Here is a 25,395-nt window from a genome sequence, read left to right on the forward strand (position 1 = left end):
TCACGCTGCTTTTCGCGATGCCCCCGTGCCCGGCCGCTCAGACCAGCCGTCGGGCCGCCGCCCAGCGCGTCAGCTCATGCCGGTTGGACAGCTGGAGCTTCCGCAGCACCGCCGAGACATGCGATTCCACCGTCTTCACGGAGATGAACAGCTGCTTGCCGACCTCCTTGTACGCATAACCGCGCGCGATCAGCCGCAGTACCTCGCGCTCGCGCTGGGTGAGGCGGTCCATGTCCTCGTCGACCGGCGGGGCGTCCGTGGAGGCGAAGGCGTCCAGGACGAAGCCGGCCAGCCGCGGGGAGAAGACCGCATCGCCGTCGGCGACCCGGAAGATGGCGTTGACCAGGTCCGTGCCGGTGATGGTCTTGGTGACATAGCCCCGGGCGCCACCGCGGATGACGCCGATGACGTCCTCGGCGGCGTCGGAGACGGAGAGCGCGAGGAAGCGGACCGGGCGCTCGGCGTCGGCCATCATCGTGGCGCTGCGGCGCAGCACCTCGACGCCGCCGCCACCGGGGAGGTGGACGTCGAGCAGGACGACCTCGGGGCGGGTGGCGGTGATGACCGTGATCGCCTGGTCGACGTCGGCGGCCTCGCCGACCACCTCGACGCCGGTGCGCTCCGTCACGCCGATCTCCGCCTGGACGCCCGTACGGAACATCCGGTGGTCGTCGACCAGTACGACCCGTACGGTCCGCTCCTGGGCCGCCCCGCCCGCGGTCTCACCCTGCTCCGCGCCGCCCTGCCGCTCCACGTCGCCCCGATCCGCTGCGTCCTGCGGTGTCCGGCCCTGCCGGGCGTCGTCGCTGCTCATGTCGTCCGTCCGTCCCTCGATGCCTGCTTCGTCATGATCCGCCATGCCCCGCCCCGTCATGATCCCGCCCCGGCCGCCCGTATCGCCACGGGCCCCACTGCCGCCCGACGCCGGCCCGGCGTCCCGTTCATTCCCTGCGCTCCATCTCGAGCTCGACGACCGTGCCGCCCTCGGGGGCGGAGCGCAGCCGGGCCGTGCCGCCGTTGCGTTCCATCCGGCCGATGATGGATTCCCGTACGCCCATCCGGTCGGCGGGGACCGCGTCCAGATCGAATCCGGGGCCGCGGTCGCGTACCGAGACAAAGACCGTTCGGCCCTCCACCTCGGCGAACACCTGGACCGCGCCGCCCTCGCCACCGTACTTGGCGGCATTGACCATCGCCTCGCGCGCGGCCTGCATCTGGGCGCCCAGCCCCTCGTCCAGCGGGCAGTCGCCGACGACCACGACCTCTATCGGGACGCCGTGGTGGTCCTCCACCTCGGCGGCGGCCTTGCGCACCGCCTCCGCCACGGTCGCCGGTTCCTCGTCCTCCTCCTTGCCGCGGCCCTCGGGTTTGTAGAGCCAGGCGCGCAGCTCGCGCTCCTGCGCGCGGGCCAGCCGGGCCACTTCGCGGGGGTCGTCGGCGCTGCGCTGGATCAGGGTGAGGGTGTGCAGGACGGAGTCATGGACGTGGGCGGCGACCTCGGCGCGCTCCTGCGCACGGATCCGCATCAGCCGCTCCTCGGAGAGGTCCTGCATGATCCGTACGAGATAGGGGCCGGCCAGCAGGGCGATGCCGACGACGACGGCGAGCGCGGCCTGCAGCACGGAGCCCAGATGGCGCACCGAGCCCTGGAGCACGACGATGCCGGTCACGCCGACGCCGACCAGCGCGACACCGGCCGCGCCGCGCAGCACGGGCAGCACGCCCTTGCGGCGGCCGAGCTCCAGCCATTGCGCGCGGCGGGAGTTGTCCGCCTGACGCCACACCAACGCGACACCGGCGCCGATCAGCAGCACCGGCCAGAGGTAGCCGTTGGCCCGGCCCAGCTGGAACCTGGAGGCGACGATCGACGCGCCGGCCAGCAGCGCGATCAGGGCGAACACCTGGCCCTTGTCGGGCCGGCGGCCCAGCAGCCGCCGCTTCTCGTCGCCGGCCGGGGGCCGCCGGGCCTCCACGCCGCCGACGCCCAGCGGCACGAAGAACCAGAACGCGGCGTAGAGCAGGGCGCCCAGGCCGTCGGCCATGAAGAGGGCCACGAACACGATCCGCACCCAGGAGACCGGCAGCCCCAGATGCCCCGCCAGCCCGCGCGCGACACCACCGAGCAGCCGCCCGTCGGCGCTGCGGTAGAGCTTGCGCACGGGCGGTTCGTCGGGGTCCGGCGCCGGGGCGTAGGGCGTCTCGGCGCGGGGTGGCGCGGTGGTCATGTGTCCGATGTTCACACGCCGCGCGGGCCCGGGGCATCAGGGTCGACCCTGAGCGGACCCGGAGTTCGTCGTCAGGGGCGGCGGACCGCCGGGGCCGCCCGGGGTGCCTTCCGGCGGTCAGGTCACTTCCCGGGGCAGCCGCGACAGCGGCCGACCTCTCCCGCCCGGATACCGGCGCCTTCCGCGTTACTTGTGGCGGAATCCGTCGCGTACCGCAGTGAATACCGGCTGGTACTTCTGCCACTCGGCAGAGGGGGCGGAGAGGTAGATGGCGTACTCGTTTTCGCCCTCGCGCCCGAACCCGAGGTCCATGACGCGGAATTCGCGAGCCCTACCCTGCCATCTGTACTCCCAGATGGCCGCCGGACTGCCCCGGTATGTGGTTTCCTGCAGCCGCATCCGGTCGTAGCTGGGTTCCCGTGCCTTCACGTCCTCCTCGACCTGCTCGAAATGCCGCACCTGGTCCGGGGAGGCAAAGCTCAGCACGTTGATCTTCAGGTTCACCAGCCGCGAGGGATCGATGTAGTCCACCTCGTTGAGTTGCGGCTTGTACTCGCGGGTCCACCCATCGGGGACGGGAAAGGAGACACCCAAGGCCTTCTCCTCGACGCGGTGATACCCGTCCGGGGTGGGCGGCAGCTTGGTCGCAGTCACGCTGGGCTTCGGCTTTGCGGTGGCGTGGTGCTGCCCGGACGTCTGCGGCATCTCTCCCGATGCGTCGCTCCTCGACGGGCCCAGATAACCCGTCGTATAGAGAACACCGCCCGCCACGGCCATGGCGGCGAGGGCACTCACGACGCCCCATACGACGGCCCGGCTGCGTCCCGTGCGAGGGGTGATATCGGACCCGGTACGGGGGTCCGGTACAGGCTCGGTCGCCGGTCCCGAGGCCGGCTCGGGCACATACGACACCTGCCGGGTGGCTGCGGCCGCCCCGTCACCCGCCGTCTCCGACCCGCTGCGTTCCCCGCCTGTCGGGTACAGCGCGGCGCGGCCCAGCATCGTCGTGTCCGCCTCCGCCTCCGCCGCGCGCAGGGCCTGCTCGACGACATCGGCCGTCGGCCGGTCCTCCGGCTCCTTGGCGAGCAGGGCCTCGATCAGCCCCGTCAGCGACCCGGCATTGGCCGGTGGCTCCAGCGGATCCATGGCGATGGAATACGCCGTCTCCACCGCGGTGTTCTTACGGAAAGGGGGCCGCCCCTCGACGGCCTGATAGAGCGTCGCCCCCAGCGCCCACAGATCCGCCGCGGGCCCCGGTCTGCCGCCCTTGACGCGCTCGGGCGCCAAGTAGTCGATGGAGCCCACCAGCTCGCCGGTCTTGGTGAGCGTGGAGGTTCCGGAGGCGACCGCGATGCCGAAGTCGGTGAGCACGACCCGGCCGCTCTCACCGAGCAGCACATTGCCCGGCTTGACGTCACGGTGCAGCACCCCGGCCGAGTGCGCGGCCCGCAGCGCCGCGATCATGCCGCGCCCGATGCGGGCCGTCTCCCTCGGGGGGAGCGAACGGCCGGACCGCGCCGCCTCCTTGATGGCGTCACCGAGCGTCGAGGACGGGACGTATTCCATGACGATGCAGGGCATCCCGGCGTCGTCCACGACGTCGTGCACCCCCACCACATTGGGGTGGTTGATACGGGCCGCGGCCTGCGCCTCCCGGGTGGTGCGTTCGTAGCGGGTGGCGAGTTCGTCCGCATCCCATTGGGGCGACACATGCAGACGCTTGACCGCGACCTGGCGCCCGAGGACTTCGTCCCGGGCGCGCCAGACGGTGCCCATACCGCCTTGGCCTATCCGTTCAACCAGGCGATACCGCCCGGCGACCAGTCGCCCCTCGTCCACTGACGCCGCCTCCGCCACCGCATGCCCCTTCGGAAGCCCGTACGTATACAGGGCGCAACGATAGTCTCCGGCAACGGCGGATCGGCCCCCGCCCACCGCCCGTCGCCTCCTCAATTTCATGTCACCGGGCGGTCTCGGGGGGCGAATACGGATATTGCGTACGCCCATCAGGATCGGAAACCGACCGGGGGGACGGCGATACCGACCGCAGGGAAGGGCGAAACCGGCCGCGGGGTCGGTGCAGCGGGCCGTTGCGGAAGTACAGCCGGACGTGTGGATCCTTACGGGGCCGAACGGCTCCGTGCGAGCTCCGCGCGGGTCTTCGGGCACGTCTCGGGGCAACTTCTCAGGCCCTCAGGCCTCTCTCAGGGCCGATCTCAGGGATCAGCCAGGGTTCCCACGGATGCCGCGGGTCCGTCGCCCTTGTCACCATGGGTCCATGAACGATGCAGCCCCCGTCCAGGAGTCGGCCCCCTCCGGGCCCGCCGGCCCCACCCCGCCGGATCCGCCGCTGCGCCGCAGCCGGCGGCACAAAGTGGTTGCCGGGGTGTGCGGCGGGCTGGGTCGCCAGTGGGATCTCGATCCGGTGATCTTCCGCATCGTGCTGGCCGTTCTCACCGTCTCGGGCGGGGTCGGCCTGATCGTCTACGGCTTCGCCTGGCTGATCATTCCGCTCGACGGCGAGGAGGAGAACGAAGGCCGCAGGCTGCTGTCGGGGCGGGTCGAGGGCTCCGCGCTGACGGCCCTGCTGCTGGCGCTGGTGGGCTGCGGGCTGTTCATGACGACCCTCGGCAAAGGCAGTGTGCTGTCGTTCGTCATCATGCTGACGCTGGCCGTGGCCGGTTCGACCTATTGGTCGCGCCAGCGCCGCCGGGCGGAGGCCGAGGGCCTGGAGTCGGTCGACGCCGCGACCGCCCAGGCCGTCGCCGACGCCCCGCCCGAGACCCAGGCGCCCCCCGCGCCGAACAGCCCGTCGTGGTGGCGGGATCCGCGCTCCAGGGAAGCGACGGCGAGCCTGGGCTATCTCTGGGGCCCCGACAAGACACCACTGGACATCACCTACGAGTTCGAGCACGGCCGGTACGGGGGATCCGGCACCCGCGGCGACCGGCCCGCCGGAGACCGCCCCCGACCCCCCATGCCCGCCCCCGCTCCCGCCCGCGCCCCGCGCCGCAGCGCGCGTGCGGGACGCTCGATAGGCGGCTGGACGTTCCTGCTGGCGCTGCTCGCCGGCGCGGGTACCACCGTCACGGTCTTCCGGCACGACGCCCTCGCGCCCGCCCTCCAAGCGGGCCTGTCCTGTGCGCTGGTGGTCTTCGGGCTGGGGCTGGTGGCCAGCGCCTGGCTCGGCCGGACGGGCGGCGGCACGGTCTTCATGGTCGTCCTGACGGCGCTGCTGCTGGCGGGCACCACGGTCCTGCCCGACGACATCACCGCGGACTGGCAGCGGCGCACCTGGTCCCCCACCAGCGTCGCCGCCGTCCAGCGGCATTACGCGATCGGCTCCGGCGACGGCGAGCTGGACCTCGGCGGACTGTCGCTCAAGGACGGGCGTACGGTCCGCACCGGCGCGGAGGTCGGCGCCGGCCGCCTCCAGGTGACGCTGCCGCCGGACGTCACCACCACCGTCCATGTCTCGCTCGGCCTCGGCGATCTCCAGCTGCCCGGCGACGCGCCCAACGATGTGGACCTCTCCACCGGCGGTCGGGTGCGGACGGTCACCCTGCCCGCCACGGGCCTGAAGAAGGGCGAGAAGCCGCACGGCAAACTGGACCTGGAACTCAGGGTCGGCGTCGGCCAGGTCGACATCCGCACCGCCTCGACCGCCGCCCCGGCCACGCCCCAGGCCACTCCCCCGACCTCCCCCCAGGGAGCCGCCTCGTGAAGCGCCACCCCTTCGAACCCGCTCGTCTGGTCTCGGGCATCACCGCCATCGCCGTGGGCGCCGGCTACGGCCTCGACGCCGTCGGCGTCTGGCACGCCCCCGGCCCCTGGCTCTTCCTCGCCATCCCCACCGGCCTGTTCCTCTCCGGTGTCACCGCCGCCGTCTGGGCCACCACCCGCCGCCATATAGCGCACGACTCCTGACGTGCCGGCAGCCGCCGAGCCGACCGCCCGGCGGCCGCCGACGACACCCGGCCGACCGCCGTTCCGGCTCACCCGAACAGCTGGGCCCCGTGCCGGTGCCGCCGGTTGCGGAGCGCCGCATCCAGGGAGAACCTCGGCGCGCCCGCCATCACCAGCGGGATCCAGGCCACGAGGTAGGCGAGGTCGTTGCCGTAGTAGTACGGCGTGGTCGCCCAGCTCACCGTGAGCCACAGCGACAGCGATATCAGCGCGCCGCCGAACGCCGCCAGCCGCCCCAGCAGCCCGAAGAGCGTGCCGAGCCCCACCGCCAGCTCACCGACGGCGATGGCGTAGCCGAAGCCGACCGGGCTCTTCTGCGCCAGGTCCACCATCACCGGCAGCGCCGCCGTGTCATGCACCTGGCTCAGTAGTGCGCCGAGCGAGCCGGCCCCCCGGGCCGCCAGAAACCCGGAGTCCAGCAGCTTGTCGAGCCCCGCATAGACGAAGGTGATGCCCAGGAAGAGCCGCAACGGGAGCAGCGCGTGGCTCGCGAGCTGCCCCCGCACCCCGGTGGCGGAACCACCGACGCCCGTCCCTCCCAAATCGGCACCGACCGTACGATTCGCGTGCACCATGACGTCCGCCTCTCCGTTGCCACCAAGCGCTGACGATTGTGCCCGCGCCCGCGGCTCATGGGGAGGTACGTACACACCCTCGTATCGGGTTCAACAAATCGACGCCCGCCCGATGCCCGACGTCCAGCGCCCGCCCTCCGACCGTCCGCCCGACGCTCCACGTCCGACGCCCAGCGGCAGACACCCGTCGGTCGGCCCATCAGCCGGTCGACCGACCCCACGCCAAAGGGCCGGGCAGAACGGCGAACGCCTCGCCGACCCCGGCACCGGCCCCGCCCCCGACGCCGACCCCGGCCCTCGACCTCTCGCCGTCCGTCTACTCCTGAACGTCGATCGCATACCCGGCCGTCTCGACGCCCGCGGCCGTGACCACCCGGACGTCCACCCGCCCCGGTTCCACATCGACCGGCACCGGCACGGTCAGCACGCCATCCGCCGGATTGGCGAACCCGCCCGCCACCGGCACCAGGGGGACCGGGACATGCACCGCGCCGATCCGCACGACGGTGCGGGCCAGCCGGTCCGGCGTCCCGGCACCCGGCGGGACGAAGCCGATGCCGCGGATCTCGATGTCATCGCCGGTTCGGATCGGCGCAGCGAGATCGCCCAGTTCCCGGGACCGGACGACCGACAGGATGACCGGGCGGCCGCCCGTCACCGCCTTCCCGGCCAGATACGTGGCCCCGGAGAGCAGCACCAGCACCACCAGGCCCCATGGCAGATCCGGCAGTTGACCGGGCCGCCGGGCCAGGCACACCAGCGCGTAGCCGATCGCGACCCCGTTCACCACCGCATACTGCGCATCGGGGAAGCTGCCGCGCCCCGCGTCGTCCGCCAGCAGATCGACGGCCCGCGGCCGTTCGGCGGGGACCTTCTGCAGCTGCCCCGCCCGGATCCGTACGGCCACCAGGGCGTGCGCCAGCACCGCCACCGCGCAGCCGAGGAACAGCGTCGTCAGCAGGGCGCCGGAGCCCGGGAGCGCCAAGCCGTCCAGGAGGCGTCGCCGCCCGCGGGGGCCCGCGGCCGCCAGCTGGACGGCGGCCATCAGCACCCCGTACAGGACGACGGTCACCCACCCCGCCGCGACCGCCCGCGAGGTGGACAGCCGCCGGTCCTCGCCGATCAGCGGGGCCAGCGCGCCGCCGTGGGCGCGGTGCCGCCAGGCCGCCGCCGTCAGGGCGAGCGCCAGCGCGAGCGCCGCGATCAGCGCCGCCGTGCGGGCCAGGGTCCAGCCCGTCCCGATGGCGGTCAGCGCCTGCCCGAGCAGCAGCGCCGCCACCGCGGCCCACACCGCCAACAGCGTCCACCGCCGTACGACGGCCAGCCAGGCGACGCCTTCGACGGTGGCGCGCTCGGCCAGCAACCGGGCGGAGAGGGTGAGTTCATCGGAGACCCACTGCCGGGCGGCGCCGGCGGAGTGGGCGAGCCCGGCCGGTACGCCCCGCCCGGCGGCGAAGTCCTCGCGCAGCGCGGCGAACGCGGCGACCGCCTGCCGGTGCCCCGCGCGGGCGCCGTGCGGGCACTGTCCGCACAGGCAGGCGCCGCCGCCCTCCGGCTCGCCCGTTCCGGCCACCCTGTCCGCCGCCTCAACAGACACGTCCGCTACCGCCCCGCACCCTCGTCACCGTTATGGCCCGGCCACGCCTCGCAAGCCATGGCCATCGTCAACTTGTCATTCCTGGACGGGAATTGTGCCTCAGATGCCGAGGGAACCTGCCAAACGGCCAGTTGGCGCGGGGTGGCGCGGCCCGCCACGAGGTTGACGCCGGACGCGCGTCGCTCCGAGGGCACACCCGATCGCCAAGTACGCCCGCAAATGCGGCACTTACCACCTTCGGGGGAATCGGCGCGAGATGACGGCTGACCTGTGCCGCGCCTGTGCAAGCTCTCCGACGTGTGGGAAATAGAGAGATCACACCGGATTGCGGCGTGCCTGGTGGCTGCTGCCTTCACCGTGCCCGCCGGAATCGCCGTACTGGCGCTCCCGGCCCCCTCAGCACTCGCCCATGACCGCCTCACTCACCACGGCCGCATCACCGGCCACGTTGAGAGCGACAACTGCGCGTACGCCGGGACCCGCCCGCCCGTCGACGTTCCGACCGGATTCCCGATGCCGCACGGCTGGCACTTTCCCTGTACGTCGGCCACCCCGACGCCCCGGCCGCATCCCCCGGCGCCGTCACCCCGGCCACGCATCACACCGCCGAAGCCGAAGCCGAAACCGCCACCTCCGCCACCTCCGCCATCACCATCACCACCACCGCCGTCTCCGCCTGCTCCCCCGCCGCCCCGGCACAGCGCCCCGCCGCCGCCCCCGAAGGAGACCCCCCGACAAACCCCGGCGCCTCCCCCGCCCCGGGTCGCCCTCGCGCACAGCCGTCCCCCGGTGACGCACAAACCCCACGCCGGGCGCTCCATGGTGACCAGAACCCTGCTGGTCACCGCCCCGGCCGTGCTGGCGGGCGCCGCGCTCCGTCCCCGTTCCAGCTCCTCGTCCGGTTCCGCCGGGCGCCGTTCCTCGTAGGAGGTTTCCATGTCGCAATGGCTGGTGCTGACCATCGCCATGGCCGCTGCCTGCAGCGTCGTCCTGGCCATCACGGTTCTCAGGCAGCGCCGGATCGGCGAGGACGACGACCCGTCCGAGACGCCCGATGTCATCGAGTACATGACAATGATGGTGGGGGTGGTCTATGCGATCGTCCTGGGCCTGGCCATCGCCGGTGTCTGGGAGGCCCGCAGTGCCGCCGAGGACATCGTGCGGACCGAGGCGCAGGCCCTCCACGAGGTCAGCGTGCGGGCGTCGGCGTATCCGGCGCCGGTGCGGGACCGCATCCGCTCGGACATCGACGCATACGTCAGCCATGTCGTCCACAAGGAATGGCCGGTCATGGCGGAGCAGCAGGAACTCACCCAACGCGGTACGGATCTGCTGGCGAAGGTCCGCGCCGATGTCATCGACTACCACCCCCGCAACGACTACGAGGGGCAGTCCTACCAGCCGCTCGTCGATCAGGTCGGGGCGGCGGACGACGCCCGCAACAGCCGTGCGGACGCCGCCGATTCGACGCTGCCGGGCGTGGTGTGGTTCGGGCTGATCGCCGGCGCGGCCATCACCATCGGCCTCATCTTCACCCTGCAGATCCGGCGTTCGGCGCGTGAGCTGCTGATGGCCGGGCTGTTCAGCGCACTGATCGCCTTCCTGCTCTTCCTGGTGTGGGACTTCGACGCCCCCTTCAGCCGGGGCATCTCCGCCGGGTCCCAGGCCTTCATCGACCTGTTCCCCCGCGTATGAACCGGCGGCACTGCGAGCCGGTGCCGCCCCGGACCCCCTACACCCCCTGATCCGGTGCCCTGCGGACCGCTCCCCCGGCCCGCGGGGCACCCACGGGCGGCGGCCGGGGCCGCACGCCTGCGCACGGGTGCACGAGGCGCACGAGGCGGCCGGCCCCCGGCGTGATCGCCGGGACCGGGGCCTAGTTGAAGAGGTCCGGCTCGCTCCGCGCGATCTGCTGGTACAGCGGCTGGTAGTTGATCCATGCCACCAGGTCGTTGCCGAGCTGCTCACGCGTGTGCACGGCATTGTGGTGGTCGATCGGCACCGGCTTGCCGGCCGCCTTGGCGGTCAGCTGGACCTGGCAGGACCGCTCCATGGTGATGAACCACCAGGCCGCCGCGTCCACCGAGTCGCCGACCGTCAGCAGCCCGTGGTTGCGCAGGATGACGGCCTTGTGCGGGCCGAGGGCCGACGCGATCCGGCGGCCCTCTTCCTCGTCCACCACGACGCCCGTGTAGTCGTCGAAGAGCGCATGGTCCTCGTAGAAGGCGCAGACGTCCTGGGTGATCGGTTCCAGCAGCTCCCCCAGCGAGGACAGCGCCCGCCCGTACGTGGAGTGGCTGTGGGCCGCGGCGACCACGTCCGGGCGGGCCTGGTGGACCTGGGAATGGATCGCGAAGGCCGCCTGGTTGACGTGATAGCGGCCCTCGACGACCTTGCCCTCGGCGTTCACCAGAATCAGATCGCTGACCGTGATGTGTTTGAAGGACATCCCGAAGGGATTGACCCAGAAGCACTCGGTGAACTCCGGGTCGCGGGCGGTGATATGGCCCGCCACGCCCTCCTCGAAGCCGAAGCGGCCGAACAGGCGCAGCGCCGCCACCAGGCGCTCCTTGCGGTACCGCCGCTCGTCGTCGACGGTCTCGTGCGTCGGCGGCATCGCGAACTGCAGCAGTTCGGTGGGTATGGGCGTCGGTTCGGGCATCGCGGCTCTCCTCTGGCACGTATGGCTCACAGCACTCCCCCAAGGGCGGAAGCTACCCTCCGGTACTACAGAGGGCCAGGGCTCTAACGGGCATCAGCACCGGATGTGCATGATGACCGCACACCCCGGAACCGGCCGAAGAGGAACATCCGGCTCCGCCACAAGACACCCGGGTCCGGCACCAGACATCCGGGTCCGCCGGAAACCGCTCGGCCCCGTCAGGGACCACCCGGCCCGTCCACACATGCACCCGGCCCCGCCAGAAACACCCGAACCCGCCCATCGAACACCCGAACCACCGACGGAACGCCCGGCCGACCCGAAGAACGCCCGACCCGATCGAGAAGCACCCACCAGGGAAACATCCGCCACCGGAGGGGACACCATGAGGTCCATATCCATCAGCAGAGACATCGCCGCCACCCCGCACCAACTCTTCGCCGTCCTCCGGGACCCGGCCCGGCACTCCGAGCTGGACGGCTCCGGCATGCTGCGCGGCCGGCCCGACGGCCCGTCAACACTGGGCGCCGGTGACCGGTTCGGCATGGGGATGCGGCAGAAGGGGATCGCCTACCGGTCGGTGAATGTGGTCGTGGAGTACGAGACGGACCGGCTCATCGCCTGGGAGACATGGGGCGAGTTCCGTGGCCGACGGCTCGTCGGCGGGCAGCGCTGGCGTTACGAACTGGCCGCCGCCGGCGCCACCACCCACGTCACCCACACCTACGACTGGTCCCGCGCCCGGCTCCCCCGCCTGATCGTCGAACTCCCCGGCTATCCCCGGCGGATGGGCCCCGCGATGGGCAGGACGCTGGACCGCCTTGCCGCCGCCGTGGAGGGCTGAGGCACGTTTCCCTCAGGTCCCTCAGGTCCTTGATCCCTCGGGCCCCTCAGGCCCTCGGATCGTCCGGCAGTGACGCGCCGCGCGGCCGGCCCGACGGGTCGCCCACTCCATCGGGTGCACTCCCGGCCCGAGATGGAGTAGCCCGCCGCGCCCCGGTGTATGCCTCGCCTGATCGTGGACTACAGGTATCCCCTACGACAGGAGCACAGCATGCGTATCCGAACCATCCTCGCGGCAGCCACACTGACCGCCACTGCCGTACTGGGTGGCGCGAGCATGGCCACTGCGGACGACCACCGCTCGCACAGCAAGAGCGCGCCCGAAGCGGACAAGGACAAAGCCTGGGACACGAGGGGCTTCGTGCCCGATCTACTGAAAGATCTTGGACTCGTAGGCGAGTAAGTGGTGTGACTGCTCATTCCCCGCCGCGCGCCTCGGGTGACCGGGCGCGCGGCGGGGTTCCCAACGGTGCGGCCGAACCGCATCGGCGAACGGCACCGGCCCAACGCCACCGACCGAACGCCACGGCGCCGACCCGGAAAGCGGCCCCCGATCGCGGGGACCCAGCGGCTCATTCCCGCCCGTAACCGCTCAGCAGCTCCACGCCGCGCAGCAGCGCCGAGTGATCCAGTCCGCCGTCGCCGCGGGCCACGGCGGAGGCGATGAGCTGGGCCGCGGCGGCCCCGACCGGCAGCGCGGCGCCGACGGCGCGGGCGGCGTCGGTGACGATGCCCATGTCCTTGTGGTGCAGCTCCAGCTTGAAGCCCGGGGTGTACTCGCGGGCGAGGAGGTTGCCCTTCTTGCGGGCCAGGACGGTGGAGCCGGCGAGTCCGCCGCCCAGGACCTCCAGCGCGGCGGCGAGGTCGACACCGGACTTCTCCAGGAAGACGACGGCCTCGGCGACGGCCTGCAGATTGACGGCGACGATCAGTTGGTTGGCGGCCTTGACGGTCTGCCCGGCCCCGTGGGGCCCGCAGTGCACCACGGTCCTGCCGACGGCCTCGAGAACCGGACGCGCGGCATCGAAGTCGGCCCGGTCGCCGCCGACCATGATCGACAGCACGCCCTCGACGGCACCCGCCTCGCCGCCCGACACGGGGGCGTCCAGTACCCGGATGCCCTTGTCGGCGGCGGCCTTGGCCAGATCGATGGAGGTCGCCGGGGTGATGGAGGAGTTGTCGATCAGCAGCGTGCCCGGCCGGGCGTTCTCCAGGATGCCGTCGGGCCCGTACGCGACGGCCTCGACCTGCGGGGACGCCGGAACCATGGTGATGACGACGTCCGCGTCGCGCACCGCCTCGGCAAGGGACGCCGCCTCCGTGCCGCCGGCCGCGATCAGCGCGTCCGCCTTGCCGGGGCTGCGGTTCCAGCCGACGACGGCGTGTCCGGCCTTGGCGAGATTCACGGCCATGGGACTGCCCATGATGCCGAGGCCGATGAAGGCGATGGTGCTCATTGCGCGCCCCTCACTCTCTTCCACATGGCGGACTCAGTATGCCGTGATACGGAATTCATCTTCCGTCGTGAGGTGCATGCCGTCAACCGGTGTACCGACGGGGTACGACAACGCCGCCGCTCAAAGAATGAGCGACGGCGTGTCCGTTCACCTCAGTTTCCGGAGCGGGAGATCACTCCCACTCGATCGTCCCCGGCGGCTTGCTGGTGACGTCCAGCACCACCCGGTTCACATCGGCGACCTCGTTCGTGATGCGGGTCGAGATGCGCGCCAGGACGTCGTACGGCATCCGCGTCCAGTCCGCCGTCATGGCGTCCTCGGAGGAGACCGGGCGGAGCACGATCGGGTGGCCGTAGGTGCGGCCGTCACCCTGGACGCCGACCGAGCGGACGTCGGCGAGCAGGACCACGGGGCACTGCCAGATCTCGCGGTCCAGGCCGGCCGCGGTCAGTTCCTCGCGGGCGATGGCGTCGGCCTCGCGCAACAGGTCCAGGCGCTCCTTGGTGACCTCGCCGACGATGCGGATGCCGAGTCCGGGGCCGGGGAACGGCTGGCGGTGGACGATCTCGTCCGGCAGGCCCAGCTCGGAGCCGACCATCCGGACCTCGTCCTTGAACAGCTGGCGCAGCGGCTCGACGAGCTCGAACTCGATGTCGTCCGGCAGGCCGCCGACGTTGTGGTGCGACTTGATGTTGGCCGTGCCCGTGCCGCCGCCGGACTCGACGATGTCCGGGTAGAGCGTGCCCTGGACCAGGAACGCCACCGGGTGGTCGTTCGGGGCCTCGGCGACGATCTCGGCCTGGGCCTGCTCGAAGACGCGGATGAACTCGCGGCCGATGATCTTCCGCTTGGTCTCGGGGTCGGAGACCCCGGCCAGCGCGTTCAGGAACCGCTCCTGGGCGTCGACGACCTTCAGCTGGACGCCCGTGGCGGCCACGAAGTCCTTCTCGACCTGCTCGGACTCGCCCTTGCGCATCAGGCCGTGGTCGACATAGACGCAGGTGAGCTGGTCGCCGATGGCCTTCTGGACGAGGGCGGCGGCGACCGCGGAGTCCACGCCGCCGGACAGGCCGCAGATCGCGCGCTTGCCGCCGACCTGCTCGCGGATGGCGGCGACCTGCTCCTCGACCACGTTGGTGGTGGTCCAGTTCGGCTCGATGCCCGCGCCGCGGTAGAGGAAGTGCTCCAGCACCTGCTGGCCGTGCGTGGAGTGCAGCACCTCGGGGTGGTACTGGACGCCGTAGAGCTTCTTCGCGTCGTTCTCGAAGGCGGCGACCGGCACCACGTCCGTGGACGCGGTGACCGTGAAGCCCTCGGGGGCGGCGGAGCAGGCGTCGCCGTGCGACATCCAGACGGACTGCTCGGCCGGGGTGCCCTCGAAGAGGGTCGAGCCGGGCTTGGAGACGGTCAGCGGGGTGCGGCCGTACTCGCGGGCACCGTTGTCGTCGACGGTGCCGCCGAGGGTGGTGGCCATCAGCTGGAAGCCGTAGCACATGCCGAAGACCGGGACGCCGGCTTCGAACAGGGAGCGGTCGAGGCTCGGGGCCCCTTCCGCGTAGACCGACGAGGGACCGCCGGAGAGGATGATCGCCTTCGGGTTCTTGGCGAGCATCTCGGCCACCGGCATGGTGGACGGCACGATCTCGCTGTAGACCCTGGCCTCGCGGACGCGGCGGGCGATGAGCTGGGCGTACTGCGCACCGAAGTCGACTACGAGGACGACGTCCGGGGCGGCGGCAGGGGGTCCTGATGACACTTCGGCGGCCTTCCGGCGGTGGAACAAGGGGTTGGACTTTCGATTCTAACGGGCTCATACTTGGCCCCATGTCCAAGCAGCTGACCTTCGTCTTTACCTATGGCACCGGCCCGTCCGGCTGCCATGGTCGTGCTGCTTGATCCACTGACAAGCGACTTCCCAGGCGCCCCGGGCCGACAAGGCCCGGGGCGTCTGCGTTCGGGATCATGTCGGCTCCGGGGACACACACCCCCAGGAGATACGGATATGAGCACCGACACCGCGACCGCCGCCCCCACCGCCCCCGACACCGGCGCCCGCACCCCCGAGGCGGCCGGGCTGATCACGGACGCGCGCAGCCGGATCGACGATCTCGACGGCCGGATCATCGGCCTCGTGCAGGAACGGATGGCCGTCTCGGCCGTCATCCAGCGCGAGCGCATCGCCTCCGGCGGGCGCCGGGTGAACCTCTCCCGCGAGCTGGAGATCCTGGCGCACTACCGCAACCAGCTCGGCAAGCCGGGCACCGCACTGGCGAGGACCTTGCTGGAGCTGTCCCGGGGTCAGGTCTGAGGAGGGCAGGTCCGGGACGGGCAGCGCTGCGGCGGGCAGCGGACCGCGGCGGGTGGGGCTGAGGCGCGCGGCCGGAATTGATCGGTCGGCGAGGGCGCGTGGGAGCAGGGCGCGCGCCCGGCGCAGCGGCCGCATCTGAGTTCGGTTGCCGACTCACCCGTACGGCGCGTGACCGGCCGCCGAGAGGCTTCGTTGTTCCCGGTGCCACGCCAGCCAGGCGCGGCCTGCAGGACTACGCGTAGACGCCGCCCCACGGGCGGAATGCCGGAGCGATGAGACGCCGGCCGCTTGCCGCGGCCCGCGTCGTGGGACCTCGCTCAGGTGCCGTGGCCGGTCAGCAGGGGACAGCAGCCCGGTCACATCCGATGGGGTGGTCGGTCCTGGGGACGCCCGGGACCGACCGCATCCGGTCGAAACGGTTGCGCCGGGTGAGGCGCATCCAGGACGATGCTCGACGTACCGACTTCCGCGCCTGGTACGGCCCTCGGCGTTGCCAATGGTCCGACCACAGCGCGGCCCGCACCACCCCGCACCACCCACAGTCCAGCGGCGCTACCCCCCCCCAGCGCCGCCCGTCGGTGCCGGCGCTGCCCTGACGCCGGCACCGAAAGCCAAGGGCCCCGTGGCCGTCCGCATCCCCCCTCGCGGACGGCGTCCCGGGGCCCTTCGCTGTGCCCGCTCCGCGCGGCGGCCGGGCGCCTCCTGCCCGTCGGGGGCCCTCCCGGTGTCCGCCCGATACCCGGCGCCTGTGCGTTGCCTGTGTGGCTCCTGTGAATCGTGTGACGGGCATCACTGCATCTTCCCTGGTTCAACGGACAACCTTTTTCAGCCACTGCCGGTCATGTACCTGCAATCGCACGGCCATACCGCGCCCCACCGCGACGGCCCGCACCCACTTGTGCCGCCCTTCGGCACTTTGGACCCGAGAGGTCTTCTCGATGAAGCTTCGCCGTGCCCTGACGGCCGCTGCCGCTACGGCCGTCATAGCCCCCGCTGCCCTTCTGGCGGCCCCCGCCGCCTTCGCGACCGGTACCGACACCGAGTCCAGCGTGAGCTCCTCCGACCCGGCGCCGGCCACCCCCGGCCCGGAGCAGAGCGACGACGCCACCACGCCGGCCGAGACCCCGTCCGCCGGCGACGAGACCCCGGCGGACGGCAACACCGAGCCCGCCGACGGCACCGAGCCCGGTGAAGAGACCGGTACCGGTGACGATGCCGAGCCCACCTCCCCGGCCACCCCGGGCGACGACACCGAGCCCAGCGGCACCCCCAAGCCCACCACCTCGGCCACGCCCACCGTGAAGCCGACCGAGGAGCCCGGCGACGAGCCGACCTGCGCCGAGCAGTCCGACGAGGCGGCGATCAGCACCGAGCTGCGCGGCCTGCCCAGCAAGGTCGTGGCCGGATCCGGCTGGAAGAACTTCACCTTCCGCGCCACCAACACCTCCGACAAGGCGATGAAGTCGGTCGACGCGTACGTCGCGCTGGCCGGCATCAGCACCGGCAACTTCGACGACATCTCCAAGCTGCTGACGGTGCAGTGGTACGACGAGGACTCCCACTCCTGGGAGTCCATCACCGACGAGGACGGCTACTTCGCCTCCGTCGACGGTCTGAAGCCCGGCGAGTACGCCGACGCCAAGCTGCGCCTGAAGGTCGACGCCAAGACCCCCGGCAGCTACGGCTTCGCGTTCACCATCGGCGCGTACCACGACCAGGACGACGTCTGCGGCTTCTCGGATGTCGCCGAGTACGACTTCGACATCCTGGTCGCGGGCAGCAAGCCGGGCTCCGTGCCGCCGGCCAAGAGCAAGCCGGGCAAGCCCAAGGGCAACAAGCCCGCTCCGCAGGGCGAGCTGAAGCAGATCCCGGTCACCGGCAAGCTCGCCGAGACCGGTTCCTCCTCGGCGCTGCCGACCATCGCCCTGGTGGGCGGCATCGCCATGGCCGTCGGCGTGGGGGCGGTCTTCGTCGTCCGTCGCCGCAAGGCGGACGGCACGGGCGGAGCCGCGGCCGCGTAACGGCCGTCGCCCATGGTGAAGGGCCGCACCCGCGAGGGAGCGGCCCTTCGTCGCTACCGGCCCTACTTCTTCGGCGGCACCGTCGGTACGGCCAGGAACGGCAGGTTCAGCGCGCCGAACGCCTTCTCCGGGACCGCGGGCCGCACCGGCGCGACCGGTGCCAGCCGCTCGTACGGCCGGCCGGGCGCGGGGCGCGGATCCGGCTCGCCCTTGTTCGGCCACAGCGACATCGCGCGCTCGGCCTGCGCGGTGATCGTCAGGGACGGATTGACGCCGAGATTGGCGGAGACCGCGGCGCCGTCGACCACCGAGATGCCCGGGTGGCCGTAGAGCCGGTGGTACGGGTCGATGACGCCGTGCTCCGCGTCCTGCCCGATGGGGCAGCCGCCCAGGAAGTGCGCGGTCAGCGGCGTGCCCATCAGCTCGCCGACATTGCTGCCCGCGAAGCCGTTGATCTCCTGGGCGAGCAGCGTGGCGGCCTCGGTGGCCTCGGGGATCTGGTTGGGGTTCGGGGCGCCGTGGCCCTGGCGGGCGGTCAGCAGGCCCTTTCCGATGCCGGCCGGTTTGCGGTACGTCGTCAGGGAGTTGTCCAGCGACTGCATCACCAGGCCGATGATGGTGCGCTCGGACCAGCGGCGGTTGGAGAGCGAGCGCAGCGCGAGCCAGGGGTGGCGGGCGACATTGGCCAGCCAGCCCGCGACGCGCCCGGCGGGACGGTAGGGCACCTGGAGGATCGTCAGGCCGCCCATCGAGTTGGAGCCCTTGCCGTACCGGACCGGCTCGATATGGGTGTTCTCGTTGGGGTGGATGGACGAGGTGATCGCCACCCCCTTGGTGAAGTCGGCCTTCGCCGCGCCGTGCGCCTTGCGGTAGCGGCGGTCGTCGGTCTGCGCGCCCACCAGCGCTTCGGAGTTGGTGCGGGTCAGCGAGCCGAGCCGGCCGGAGAGGTACGGGAGCAGTCCGCTGTCCTTCATGCGGTGCAGCAGGGTCTGCGTGCCGTACGTACCGGCCGCGATGATCACCCGGCGGGCCGTGAGCGTGCGGCCGGCGCCCTTCTTCTTGTTGTCGGTCGGGAGCGTGCCGACGGCGAAGCCGCCGCGCGAGTCCTCGGTGACGGTGACGACGGAGGTCATGGGGTGGATGACGGCGCCGGCCTTCTCCGCGAGATGGAGGTAGTTCTCGTTGAGGGTGTTCTTGGCGCCGTGGCGGCAGCCGGTCATGCACTCACCGCATTCGGTGCAGGCCTTGCGGGAGGGGCCCGCGCCGCCGAAGTACGGGTCACCGACCTCGCCGCCCGGTGAGGTCCTGGCCGATCCGTCGGAGTCGTCGCCGTCCCCGAAGAACACCCCGACCGGCGCCATGTGGAAGGAGTCGCCGACGCCCATGGCCTGCGCGGCCGCCTTCAGGTGGACGTCGGACGGCGTCATCGTCGGGTTGAGCCGCACGCCCAGCATCCGCTGTGCCTGGTCGTAGTACGGCTTGAGCTCCGCCTGCCAGTCGGTGATGTCCTTCCACTGGGGATCGTCGAAGAACGGCTTCGGCGGTACGTAGAGGGTGTTGGCGTAGTTCAGCGAGCCGCCGCCGACGCCGGCGCCCGCCAGGACCATCACATTGCCGAGGAGGTGGATGCGCTGGATGCCGTAGAGGCCGAGGGCCGGGGCCCACAGGTAGTTCTTGAGGTCCCAGGAGTTCTTCGGGAGGGTGTCCCGGGTGAAGCGCCGGCCCGCCTCGAGGACGCCGACGCGGTAGCCCTTCTCGGTCAGGCGGAGCGCGGAGACGGATCCGCCGAAGCCGGAGCCGACGACGAGGACGTCGTAGTCGTACGAGTTGCCTTCCGGCGGCTGAGCCGGGATCTCCTGGGACACGTGCTCTCCTCGTTGAGTGTGCACTTCGGGCCGTCTCTGGATTGCTCGCGCCCACGCGGCGGAGCCGCTTGATGTCAGCGCCCCGCGCCCCTTTCGGGGCGCGCCCCGGGCCCTAGGTGGCGTCCGCAAAGTCCCGTCGTCCGCCCGGAGGGCGGGGCTCGCGGCGTCTGGTGCGTGCGATCGCAAGGCGGAGGGTCGTCCTCGTAGCAGGCTACGTGGACGATCCCGACAACGCAGCGAGCGTGCGTGCCAGGCGCCGCGAGCCAGGCGGGACTTTGCGGACACCACCTAGCGGAGACGCAGCGCCTTCATCACGCGCAGGCTCGTGCTCATGAACGCCGCGTACTTCTCGTCGGTCATCCCGAAGGACGGCGCGAGCGGCATGATCCGCTGGTGGGCGACGGTCTGCGCCTCGGTGTACTTGAGGATGCCCTCGGAGCCGTGCCGGCGGCCGAGCCCGGAGTCGCCCATGCCGCCCATCGGGGCCTGGGCGCTGCCGTAGCCCGCGGCGTACGACTCGTTGACGTTGACGGTGCCGGTGCGCAGCCGGGCGGCGACCGCGCGGCCGCGTCGCCCGTCCTTGGTCCAGACGCTGGAATTGAGGCCGTACGGAGTGGCGTTGGCGCGCGCGATTGCCTCGTCCTCGTCGCTGAAGCGGTAGAGGGAGACGACCGGGCCGAAGGTCTCCTCGGCGCAGACGGCCATCGGGGCCTGGACGCCGTCCAGGATGGTGGGCTCGTAGAAGAAGGGGCCGATGTCGGGGCGGGGGCTGCCGCCGGCGACGAGCCTGGCGCCCTTGGCGACGGCCTCCTCGACGTGCCGGGTGACGGTCTCCAGCTGCCGCTCGCCCACCAGGGAGCCCATGTCGGCGCCGTAGGCGAGGGAGTTGCCCAGGCGCATGGCCTTCGTGCGGGCGGCGAAGCGCTGGACGAAGTCGTCGGCGATGGACTCGTGGACGTACAGCCGCTCGATGGAGATGCACAGCTGGCCCGCGGAGGAGAAGCAGCCGCGGACGGCGCCGGAGGCGGCCTTCTCCACGTCGGCGTCGTGCAGCACCAGCATGGCGTTCTTGCCGCCCAGTTCGAGGGAGCAGCCGACCAGGCGGTCCGCGGCGCCCCGGGCGACCTCGCGGCCGGTACGGGTGGAGCCGGTGAAGGAGACGTAGTCGGCGTGCTTGACGATCTCGGGGCCGACGACCGGGCCGTCACCGATGACGACCTGCCACACCTCCGGCGGCAGCCCGGCCTCGATGAGCTGCTCGCGGGCCCACAGGGCGGTCAGTGCGGTCTCGGTGTCGGGCTTCATGACGACGGCGTTGCCCGCGACGAAGGCCGGCAGCGCGTCGCCGACGGAGAGCTCGAAGGGGTAGTTCCAGGGGGCGATCTGGCCCACCACGCCGCGGGGCTGGCGGAGTTCGGTGACCTTGGTGAGGGTCGGTACGACGCCGGTGTGGCCCTTGGGCCGCAGGTACGAGGGTGCCTTGCGGCCGTAGTGGCGGGCGGCGACGGCGACCGCCTGGACCTCTTCGTGGGCGTGGAGGCGGGCCTTGCCGGTCTCCAGCTGGATGAGGTCGAGGACCTCGGCCTGGCGGCGCAGGACGAGGTCGTGGAAGCGCAGCAGGACGGCGGCGCGCTGCTTCACGGGGGTCCGCGCCCAGGCGGCCTGGGCGGTGCGGGCGCGCTCGAAGGCGGTGGCGACGTCCTCGGGGGTGGACTCGGGCAGGTCCGCGAGCTTCTCGCCGGTGAACGGCGTGTGGTTGGCGGTCTTCCCGTCGCCCACCACACCGCGGGTCAGGCGGGCGACCACCTCCGGGGTGACCACATCGGCGGCGGTGCGGGTACCGGCGGCGGAGGGCGCCACGGGGTTCCCGGCGGGCGTCGCTGCGGTGTCCTGGGGGGCGTCCTGGGTGTCCTGCGAGTCCGTCATGCGGGCGAGCGTATTCCTCCTGGGGCGCTTTGTGTACCCGGGAGTAATGAGTTTTCACGCGGCACCCACAATCGCGCCAGCGATTACTGGCCGTAAAGGCTCTGGTCAGCGACGACGGGCCTCGGCCACGGGGATCGGCCGGACCGGGTCAGCCGGTGAGCCGGAAGGCGTCCAGCGCGGTGTCGAAGTGCCGCTTGGCCTCGGTGCTCGAGCCGACCGGCGACGAGATCCAGACATCGATCATCTTCCCGCTCTCCTCCCAGCTCAGGTCGTAGGTGTATCGCGGCCCGCCGTCCTCGGCGCTGCCGTTCCACGCGAACTCCCAGAGCCCGGCCTGCAGTCCCTTGTGCGTGGTCTCGGTGACCTGGCCCTCGCTGTAGCCGGGGTAGTTGCGGGGCCCCTCGGCGTCGGCCGTCCGCATCGCGCCGATCGGCCCCTGCGGCACCGGCTTCTGCAACTGGACGCCGATCCGGAACCGCCGGCCCTGGGAGGAGTAGTAGATCCGGTCCTTCTTGTACGAGCGGGTGAAGCCGTCGGGAACGGCGAGCGCAAAGCCGGCCGGGTCGCGCACGAAGCGGTAACCGGCGGGAATCCTGGGGTCGTTGCCCCCTGTGGGCCGCGAGGTGACCGTGCCGGTCGGACCGGAGGGCTCGGGGGTGCCCTGCCCCGTCTGCCCCGGCCGCGAGGTGTGCGGGGAGGCCTGCTGGGATGCGCCCCCCTTCCCCTGGTTGCCGCCGTCGTCGTTCTGGTTCACGGCCAGGGCCGCGATGCCCGCGCCCGCGCCGCCGAGCGCGGCCACGGCCAGCGCGACGAGCAGGGCGGTGCGGGTGCGGCCGGTGTGCGGGCGGGCGGCGGCGGCCAGCGCCCGGTCGTCGAGCGCGTCGGGGATGGGAACGCCGGGGGTCCGGCCGCCGGTGCGGGCGCGGCCGGGGCCGGGCGGCGTACGGGGGCCGGAGTAGCCGGTGGGGGCGACGGGGGTGCTGCCGGGGAACGACCGGCCGTCGTCGTCCAGGAGGTCCTCGTTGGACGGGTGCTCGCTGGGGAGGTCGCCGCTGGGGTTGCCGTAGAACGGGTCGTGGGCATCGGGGCCGGGCCGCCGGGGGTCGGCCGGGGCGCTCGCGGCGGCCGCCTCACCCGGGCCCGGGGACCGGCCTCGCCCCCCGGGCCCGCCCGGTCCGCGGTCCGCGCTGCGCTCCGGTGCCCGCCCCGTCCGCAGATACCCCCGCAGCAGCCGTTCCGTCTCCTCGGCGGCCAGCCGCTGCTCCGGGTCGCGCTCCAGGAGCCCGTCGATGACGGCGAGCAGCGGCCGGGCCGCCTCCGGGATCTCGATCTCGTCGTACACGACGGCATGCAGGATGCCGCCGATCGAGTCCCGGCGGAACGGCGACTCCCCGCTGAGCGCGGCGCACATCAGCACCCCGAGCGACCACAGGTCCGCCTCGGGCCCCGTGCCGCGCCCGGCCATCCGCTCCGGCGCGGTGTATTCGGGCGAGCCGACGAATCCGCCCGCCTCCGTCAGCGTCGTCACCCCCGGGACCTGAGCGATCCCGAAGTCGGTCAGCACCACGCGGTTGGTGGCCGACTCGATCAGTACGTTGGCGGGCTTGATGTCGCGGTGCAGCACCCCGCGGGCGTGCGCGGCCCGCAGCGCGCCGAGCAGCGCGACCGCGATCCGGGCCGCCTCGCGCGGGGCGAGCGGCCCGCCGCTGTAGAGCCGGTCGGCCAGCGACGGGCCGTCCACCAGCTCCATGACGATCCAGGGCCGGCCGTCCTGCTCCACCACGTCATGGACGACGATCACATTCGGATGCTTGACCTGGGCGACGGTCCGCGCCTCGCGCATCGCCCGCTCCCGCTGCACCCGCGCCTCGGGTTCGGCGGTGGCCTCGTCCAGGTGCAGTTCCTTCACCGCGACCTGGCGGCCCAGCAGTTCATCGGTGGCCCGCCAGACCGTCCCCATTCCTCCGCGGCCCAGCCGTATGTCCAAGCGATAACGGCCGCCCACCAGTTGGCCCTCGCCCCCGAAGATCCCCATAGGGCCATCTTGCCGCACCGCGACGGGCCCGGAAGGGGCGGCACCCCTTCCCCGGCCGCACTTCGCCGGGACACGCCACTGACCTGGGCGGGCTGTGGTGCACTGCCGTCATGGAAGCAGTTGTGGCAAGCATCGTGGCCGTCATAGGCACCCTGCTGGGTTCCGGCATCACCCACGCTTTCCAGCGCCGGGCGACCGACCGCAGCGAGCGTTTCGCCCGCGCGGAGCGGCTCCGCCAGGAGCGGATCGACGCATACTGCGCCTACGCGGGCGCGCTGCTGGACTACCGGCGGGTCCTCGTCCACCGCTGGTTCGTGCTGAACGACGAGGACCGCTGCGACGAGGACTCCCCCGCCCTGCGCGAGGAGATGTACAAGACGCGCTACACGGCCCAAGAGGCCATGTTCCGGGCGCAAATGGTCACCGACGACCCGGAGATCCTCGCCCGCAGCGAGCAGGTGCTGGCGGATGTCACCGAGCTCCACTGGGCCGAGGACCGGGACGCGCTGACCGCCGTACGGGCCACCACGCGCCAGGGCATCCGCGACTTCATCGCGGCCGCGGCGCCGCGCGTGCGCTGACCGCCGGGGCGAGCGCCCGGCGCATCCTCACGACACACGGGGTGGAACCTCCCCCGCCCGTCTGACCGTCCTTGACACAGTGAGGCCGGTGAGACCGCCGTACGGGAACGGCGAGCGGACGGCGGCGGTACGGCGGAGCGGGGGTCGGCCATGGTGATGCAGGACGGTGGAACGGTGGACGTCCGTCCGGGCTCCGACCCGGGCCGCGCCGCCCCGGAGCACAGCGGCGCCTATCTGGCGACCGGCCTGTGCCTGGCCCTCTACGGCGGCGCGCTGCTCGCCTGGATCCTCTACGGCTTCGCCCAGGGCGACGGCACGGTCTGGGACTTCGTCGAGGCCCTGTTCAACCCCGGCGCCTCCCCTGCCGCCCAGGTGCTCGGCCCGTACGAATGGGCCTTCGCGGTCGCCTTCCTGGCCGTCGCGGGCCTGTCCCTGGCGCAGCGCCGGGTGGCCCGCAGCGCCGCGCTGCTCTCCGCCATGTTCCTGCTGGCGGTCTCCCTCCGCGAGGGCGTCGGCCTGTTCGACGCCACGTACCGCAACCAGTACAGCAACGACCCCCTGGGCAGCTGGGCCCTCGCCACCCGCGGCCTGGGCCTCCTGGCGGCGCTGGTCGTCCTGGCCGTGCTGCTCCCGGCCAAGGAGCGGCCCGCCGGCTCCTGCGCCGCGCCCGCCTCCGACGGCCCCGTGGCCCGCTGGCGCCGCCTCTCCCGCATCTGCGGCGTCCTGTTCCTGATCACGGCCGTGTTCCGCATCGGCTGGTGGGTGAGCGAGGTGACGTCGAGCAACATGGACCTCGGCCGCTACCTGCGCAGCGTGGTCGACAGCTCGGTCTTCGGCAGCCTGGACCTGTCGGCGTCCGTCGAGTTCACAACGGTCGGCTCGGTCGTCGCCCTCCTGGTGCTGGGCGTGCTGGCCCTGCGCGGGCGGCGGGACATCCGGGGCGCGCTGCTCCTCTTCGCCGCCGTGGAGCTGTATCTCACCGTGCGGATGGTGGTGTGGCTGGCCGTGACGGACTTCTTCACCCAGTCCTTCCAGACGCCGGAGGGGGCCCTGTCGATAGTGACGACGGCCTATGCGCTGGCGGCGATGACGTCGGTGGTGGTGCTGGCCACGGGGCGGGGGTCCGGCACGTACGGCGGGCTGCGGAACCCGGTCGGCTCACGGGTCCCCACCTCCGAGTAGCCCGGCCCGCGCCTGCGGGCGGGCGGGGCGCCCCGCGCTCGCTCCGGCCGGTCGGCCGACGGGCCTCCGGGCGTCGATCGGCGGTGCGGGGGAGATCCCCCTCCGAACCGCCCCCGCACGCCAGCGGCGGCCGCCGCGTGTGGGGGTCGCGG

At 72.2% G+C, this 25,395-nt stretch carries 20 protein-coding genes; 9 read left to right on the forward strand and 11 right to left on the reverse strand.

Features of this window, described 5'->3' with window-relative positions; genetic code table 11:
- Window positions 1-37: 37 nt before the first annotated feature.
- The 3 genes from ACIGWZ_RS13540 to ACIGWZ_RS13550 form a co-directional block, all read right to left on the reverse strand.
- The gene (locus ACIGWZ_RS13540) at window positions 38-859 is read right to left on the reverse strand and encodes a LuxR C-terminal-related transcriptional regulator (protein ID WP_400063937.1); all 822 of its coding nucleotides are present in this window, start codon (window positions 857-859) and stop codon (window positions 38-40) included.
- A gap of 82 nt (window positions 860-941) precedes the next feature.
- Window positions 942-2,225, reverse strand: a complete 1,284-nt coding sequence (locus ACIGWZ_RS13545; RefSeq protein WP_400063939.1) for a PspC domain-containing protein — start codon at window positions 2,223-2,225, stop codon at window positions 942-944.
- Window positions 2,226-2,411: 186 nt separating this feature from the next.
- Window positions 2,412-4,001: a serine/threonine-protein kinase gene (locus ACIGWZ_RS13550; RefSeq protein WP_400063941.1), complete on the reverse strand. Its 1,590-nt coding sequence runs from the start codon at window positions 3,999-4,001 to the stop codon at window positions 2,412-2,414.
- A gap of 502 nt (window positions 4,002-4,503) precedes the next feature.
- On the opposite strand from ACIGWZ_RS13550, the gene ACIGWZ_RS13555 reads away from it, so the two are divergent.
- Window positions 4,504-5,949: a PspC domain-containing protein gene (locus ACIGWZ_RS13555; RefSeq protein WP_400063943.1), complete on the forward strand. Its 1,446-nt coding sequence runs from the start codon at window positions 4,504-4,506 to the stop codon at window positions 5,947-5,949.
- Window positions 5,946-6,152, forward strand: coding sequence for a hypothetical protein (locus ACIGWZ_RS13560; RefSeq protein ID WP_400063945.1), 207 nt, complete (start codon window positions 5,946-5,948; stop codon window positions 6,150-6,152). The genes ACIGWZ_RS13555 and ACIGWZ_RS13560 overlap by 4 nt, the downstream gene beginning before the upstream one ends.
- 68 nt (window positions 6,153-6,220) lie before the next feature.
- On the opposite strand, the gene ACIGWZ_RS13565 is transcribed toward ACIGWZ_RS13560, so the two are convergent.
- Window positions 6,221-6,766 (reverse strand): TQO small subunit DoxD, encoded by a 546-nt coding sequence (locus tag ACIGWZ_RS13565; protein ID WP_400063946.1) that lies wholly within the window; start codon window positions 6,764-6,766, stop codon window positions 6,221-6,223.
- A gap of 316 nt (window positions 6,767-7,082) precedes the next feature.
- Window positions 7,083-8,363 (reverse strand): hypothetical protein, encoded by a 1,281-nt coding sequence (locus ACIGWZ_RS13570; RefSeq protein ID WP_400063948.1) that lies wholly within the window; start codon window positions 8,361-8,363, stop codon window positions 7,083-7,085.
- A gap of 936 nt (window positions 8,364-9,299) precedes the next feature.
- On the opposite strand from ACIGWZ_RS13570, the gene ACIGWZ_RS13575 reads away from it, so the two are divergent.
- Complete coding sequence (locus ACIGWZ_RS13575) at window positions 9,300-10,058, forward strand: hypothetical protein (protein ID WP_400063950.1); 759 nt, start codon at window positions 9,300-9,302, stop codon at window positions 10,056-10,058.
- Between the two features lie 181 nt (window positions 10,059-10,239).
- Here ACIGWZ_RS13575 and ACIGWZ_RS13580 read toward each other — a convergent pair whose 3' ends face one another.
- Window positions 10,240-11,025: a class II aldolase/adducin family protein gene (locus ACIGWZ_RS13580; RefSeq protein ID WP_400063952.1), complete on the reverse strand. Its 786-nt coding sequence runs from the start codon at window positions 11,023-11,025 to the stop codon at window positions 10,240-10,242.
- Window positions 11,026-11,410: 385 nt separating this feature from the next.
- Between ACIGWZ_RS13580 and ACIGWZ_RS13585 the strand changes: the two genes are divergently transcribed.
- Both ACIGWZ_RS13585 and ACIGWZ_RS13590 read left to right on the forward strand, forming a co-directional pair.
- Entirely contained in the window at window positions 11,411-11,869 is a 459-nt protein-coding gene (locus ACIGWZ_RS13585) for an SRPBCC family protein (protein WP_400063953.1), read from the forward strand.
- Between the two features lie 210 nt (window positions 11,870-12,079).
- Window positions 12,080-12,271 carry a hypothetical protein gene (locus ACIGWZ_RS13590; protein ID WP_400063955.1) on the forward strand — a complete coding sequence of 64 codons (192 nt, stop codon included), beginning with the start codon at window positions 12,080-12,082 and terminating at the stop codon, window positions 12,269-12,271.
- Between the two features lie 169 nt (window positions 12,272-12,440).
- Here the strand turns inward: ACIGWZ_RS13590 and ACIGWZ_RS13595 are convergent, their stop codons facing one another.
- Window positions 12,441-13,325 carry a 2-hydroxy-3-oxopropionate reductase gene (locus tag ACIGWZ_RS13595; RefSeq protein ID WP_400063957.1) on the reverse strand — a complete coding sequence of 295 codons (885 nt, stop codon included), beginning with the start codon at window positions 13,323-13,325 and terminating at the stop codon, window positions 12,441-12,443.
- A 172-nt stretch (window positions 13,326-13,497) separates the two neighbouring features.
- Window positions 13,498-15,081, reverse strand: a complete 1,584-nt coding sequence (guaA, locus tag ACIGWZ_RS13600; protein WP_400063959.1) for a glutamine-hydrolyzing GMP synthase — start codon at window positions 15,079-15,081, stop codon at window positions 13,498-13,500.
- 246 nt (window positions 15,082-15,327) lie between these two features.
- On the opposite strand from guaA, the gene ACIGWZ_RS13605 reads away from it, so the two are divergent.
- The gene (locus tag ACIGWZ_RS13605; RefSeq protein ID WP_400063961.1) at window positions 15,328-15,633 is read left to right on the forward strand and encodes a chorismate mutase; all 306 of its coding nucleotides are present in this window, start codon (window positions 15,328-15,330) and stop codon (window positions 15,631-15,633) included.
- 938 nt (window positions 15,634-16,571) lie between these two features.
- Window positions 16,572-17,654, forward strand: a complete 1,083-nt coding sequence (locus tag ACIGWZ_RS13610; RefSeq protein WP_400063963.1) for an LAETG motif-containing sortase-dependent surface protein — start codon at window positions 16,572-16,574, stop codon at window positions 17,652-17,654.
- 62 nt (window positions 17,655-17,716) lie between these two features.
- Here the strand turns inward: ACIGWZ_RS13610 and ACIGWZ_RS13615 are convergent, their stop codons facing one another.
- The 3 genes from ACIGWZ_RS13615 to ACIGWZ_RS13625 all read right to left on the reverse strand — a co-directional run bounded on the left by ACIGWZ_RS13615 (window position 17,717) and on the right by ACIGWZ_RS13625 (window position 23,480).
- On the reverse strand, window positions 17,717-19,519 hold the full coding sequence (locus tag ACIGWZ_RS13615; RefSeq protein ID WP_400063965.1) for a GMC family oxidoreductase N-terminal domain-containing protein: 1,803 nt from the start codon (window positions 19,517-19,519) through the stop codon (window positions 17,717-17,719).
- A gap of 288 nt (window positions 19,520-19,807) precedes the next feature.
- Window positions 19,808-21,445, reverse strand: a complete 1,638-nt coding sequence (locus ACIGWZ_RS13620; protein WP_400063967.1) for a succinic semialdehyde dehydrogenase — start codon at window positions 21,443-21,445, stop codon at window positions 19,808-19,810.
- A gap of 148 nt (window positions 21,446-21,593) precedes the next feature.
- Window positions 21,594-23,480, reverse strand: a complete 1,887-nt coding sequence (locus ACIGWZ_RS13625) for a serine/threonine-protein kinase (protein WP_400063969.1) — start codon at window positions 23,478-23,480, stop codon at window positions 21,594-21,596.
- Window positions 23,481-23,590: 110 nt separating this feature from the next.
- Here ACIGWZ_RS13625 and ACIGWZ_RS13630 point away from each other — a divergent pair, with 110 nt between their 5' ends.
- Together ACIGWZ_RS13630 and ACIGWZ_RS13635 are read left to right on the forward strand one after the other, a co-directional pair.
- On the forward strand, window positions 23,591-24,061 hold the full coding sequence (locus ACIGWZ_RS13630) for a hypothetical protein (RefSeq protein WP_400063971.1): 471 nt from the start codon (window positions 23,591-23,593) through the stop codon (window positions 24,059-24,061).
- A gap of 150 nt (window positions 24,062-24,211) precedes the next feature.
- Window positions 24,212-25,243 (forward strand): hypothetical protein, encoded by a 1,032-nt coding sequence (locus ACIGWZ_RS13635; RefSeq protein ID WP_400063973.1) that lies wholly within the window; start codon window positions 24,212-24,214, stop codon window positions 25,241-25,243.
- Window positions 25,244-25,395 lie beyond the last annotated feature (152 nt).

The organism is Streptomyces sp. NPDC053427 (assembly GCF_044544985.1).
Classification (GTDB): domain Bacteria; phylum Actinomycetota; class Actinomycetes; order Streptomycetales; family Streptomycetaceae; genus Streptomyces.

Excerpts from the sequence above, each read along its gene's own strand:
- ACIGWZ_RS13635 (WP_400063973.1), top strand. The coding sequence starts at position 24,212 with ATGGTGATGCAGGACGGTGGAACGGTGGACGTCCGTCCGGGCTCCGAC.
- ACIGWZ_RS13610 (WP_400063963.1), top strand. The coding sequence starts at position 16,572 with ATGAAGCTTCGCCGTGCCCTGACGGCCGCTGCCGCTACGGCCGTCATA.
- ACIGWZ_RS13545 (WP_400063939.1), bottom strand. The coding sequence starts at position 2,225 with ATGACCACCGCGCCACCCCGCGCCGAGACGCCCTACGCCCCGGCGCCG.
- ACIGWZ_RS13585 (WP_400063953.1), top strand. The coding sequence starts at position 11,411 with ATGAGGTCCATATCCATCAGCAGAGACATCGCCGCCACCCCGCACCAA.
- ACIGWZ_RS13555 (WP_400063943.1), top strand. The coding sequence starts at position 4,504 with ATGAACGATGCAGCCCCCGTCCAGGAGTCGGCCCCCTCCGGGCCCGCC.
- ACIGWZ_RS13565 (WP_400063946.1), bottom strand. The coding sequence starts at position 6,766 with ATGGTGCACGCGAATCGTACGGTCGGTGCCGATTTGGGAGGGACGGGC.
- ACIGWZ_RS13595 (WP_400063957.1), bottom strand. The coding sequence starts at position 13,325 with ATGAGCACCATCGCCTTCATCGGCCTCGGCATCATGGGCAGTCCCATG.
- ACIGWZ_RS13540 (WP_400063937.1), bottom strand. The coding sequence starts at position 859 with ATGGCGGATCATGACGAAGCAGGCATCGAGGGACGGACGGACGACATG.
- ACIGWZ_RS13620 (WP_400063967.1), bottom strand. The coding sequence starts at position 21,445 with ATGACGGACTCGCAGGACACCCAGGACGCCCCCCAGGACACCGCAGCG.
- ACIGWZ_RS13625 (WP_400063969.1), bottom strand. The coding sequence starts at position 23,480 with ATGGGGATCTTCGGGGGCGAGGGCCAACTGGTGGGCGGCCGTTATCGC.
- ACIGWZ_RS13605 (WP_400063961.1), top strand. The coding sequence starts at position 15,328 with ATGAGCACCGACACCGCGACCGCCGCCCCCACCGCCCCCGACACCGGC.
- ACIGWZ_RS13630 (WP_400063971.1), top strand. The coding sequence starts at position 23,591 with ATGGAAGCAGTTGTGGCAAGCATCGTGGCCGTCATAGGCACCCTGCTG.
- ACIGWZ_RS13550 (WP_400063941.1), bottom strand. The coding sequence starts at position 4,001 with ATGGGCACCGTCTGGCGCGCCCGGGACGAAGTCCTCGGGCGCCAGGTC.
- ACIGWZ_RS13590 (WP_400063955.1), top strand. The coding sequence starts at position 12,080 with ATGCGTATCCGAACCATCCTCGCGGCAGCCACACTGACCGCCACTGCC.
- ACIGWZ_RS13575 (WP_400063950.1), top strand. The coding sequence starts at position 9,300 with ATGTCGCAATGGCTGGTGCTGACCATCGCCATGGCCGCTGCCTGCAGC.
- ACIGWZ_RS13580 (WP_400063952.1), bottom strand. The coding sequence starts at position 11,025 with ATGCCCGAACCGACGCCCATACCCACCGAACTGCTGCAGTTCGCGATG.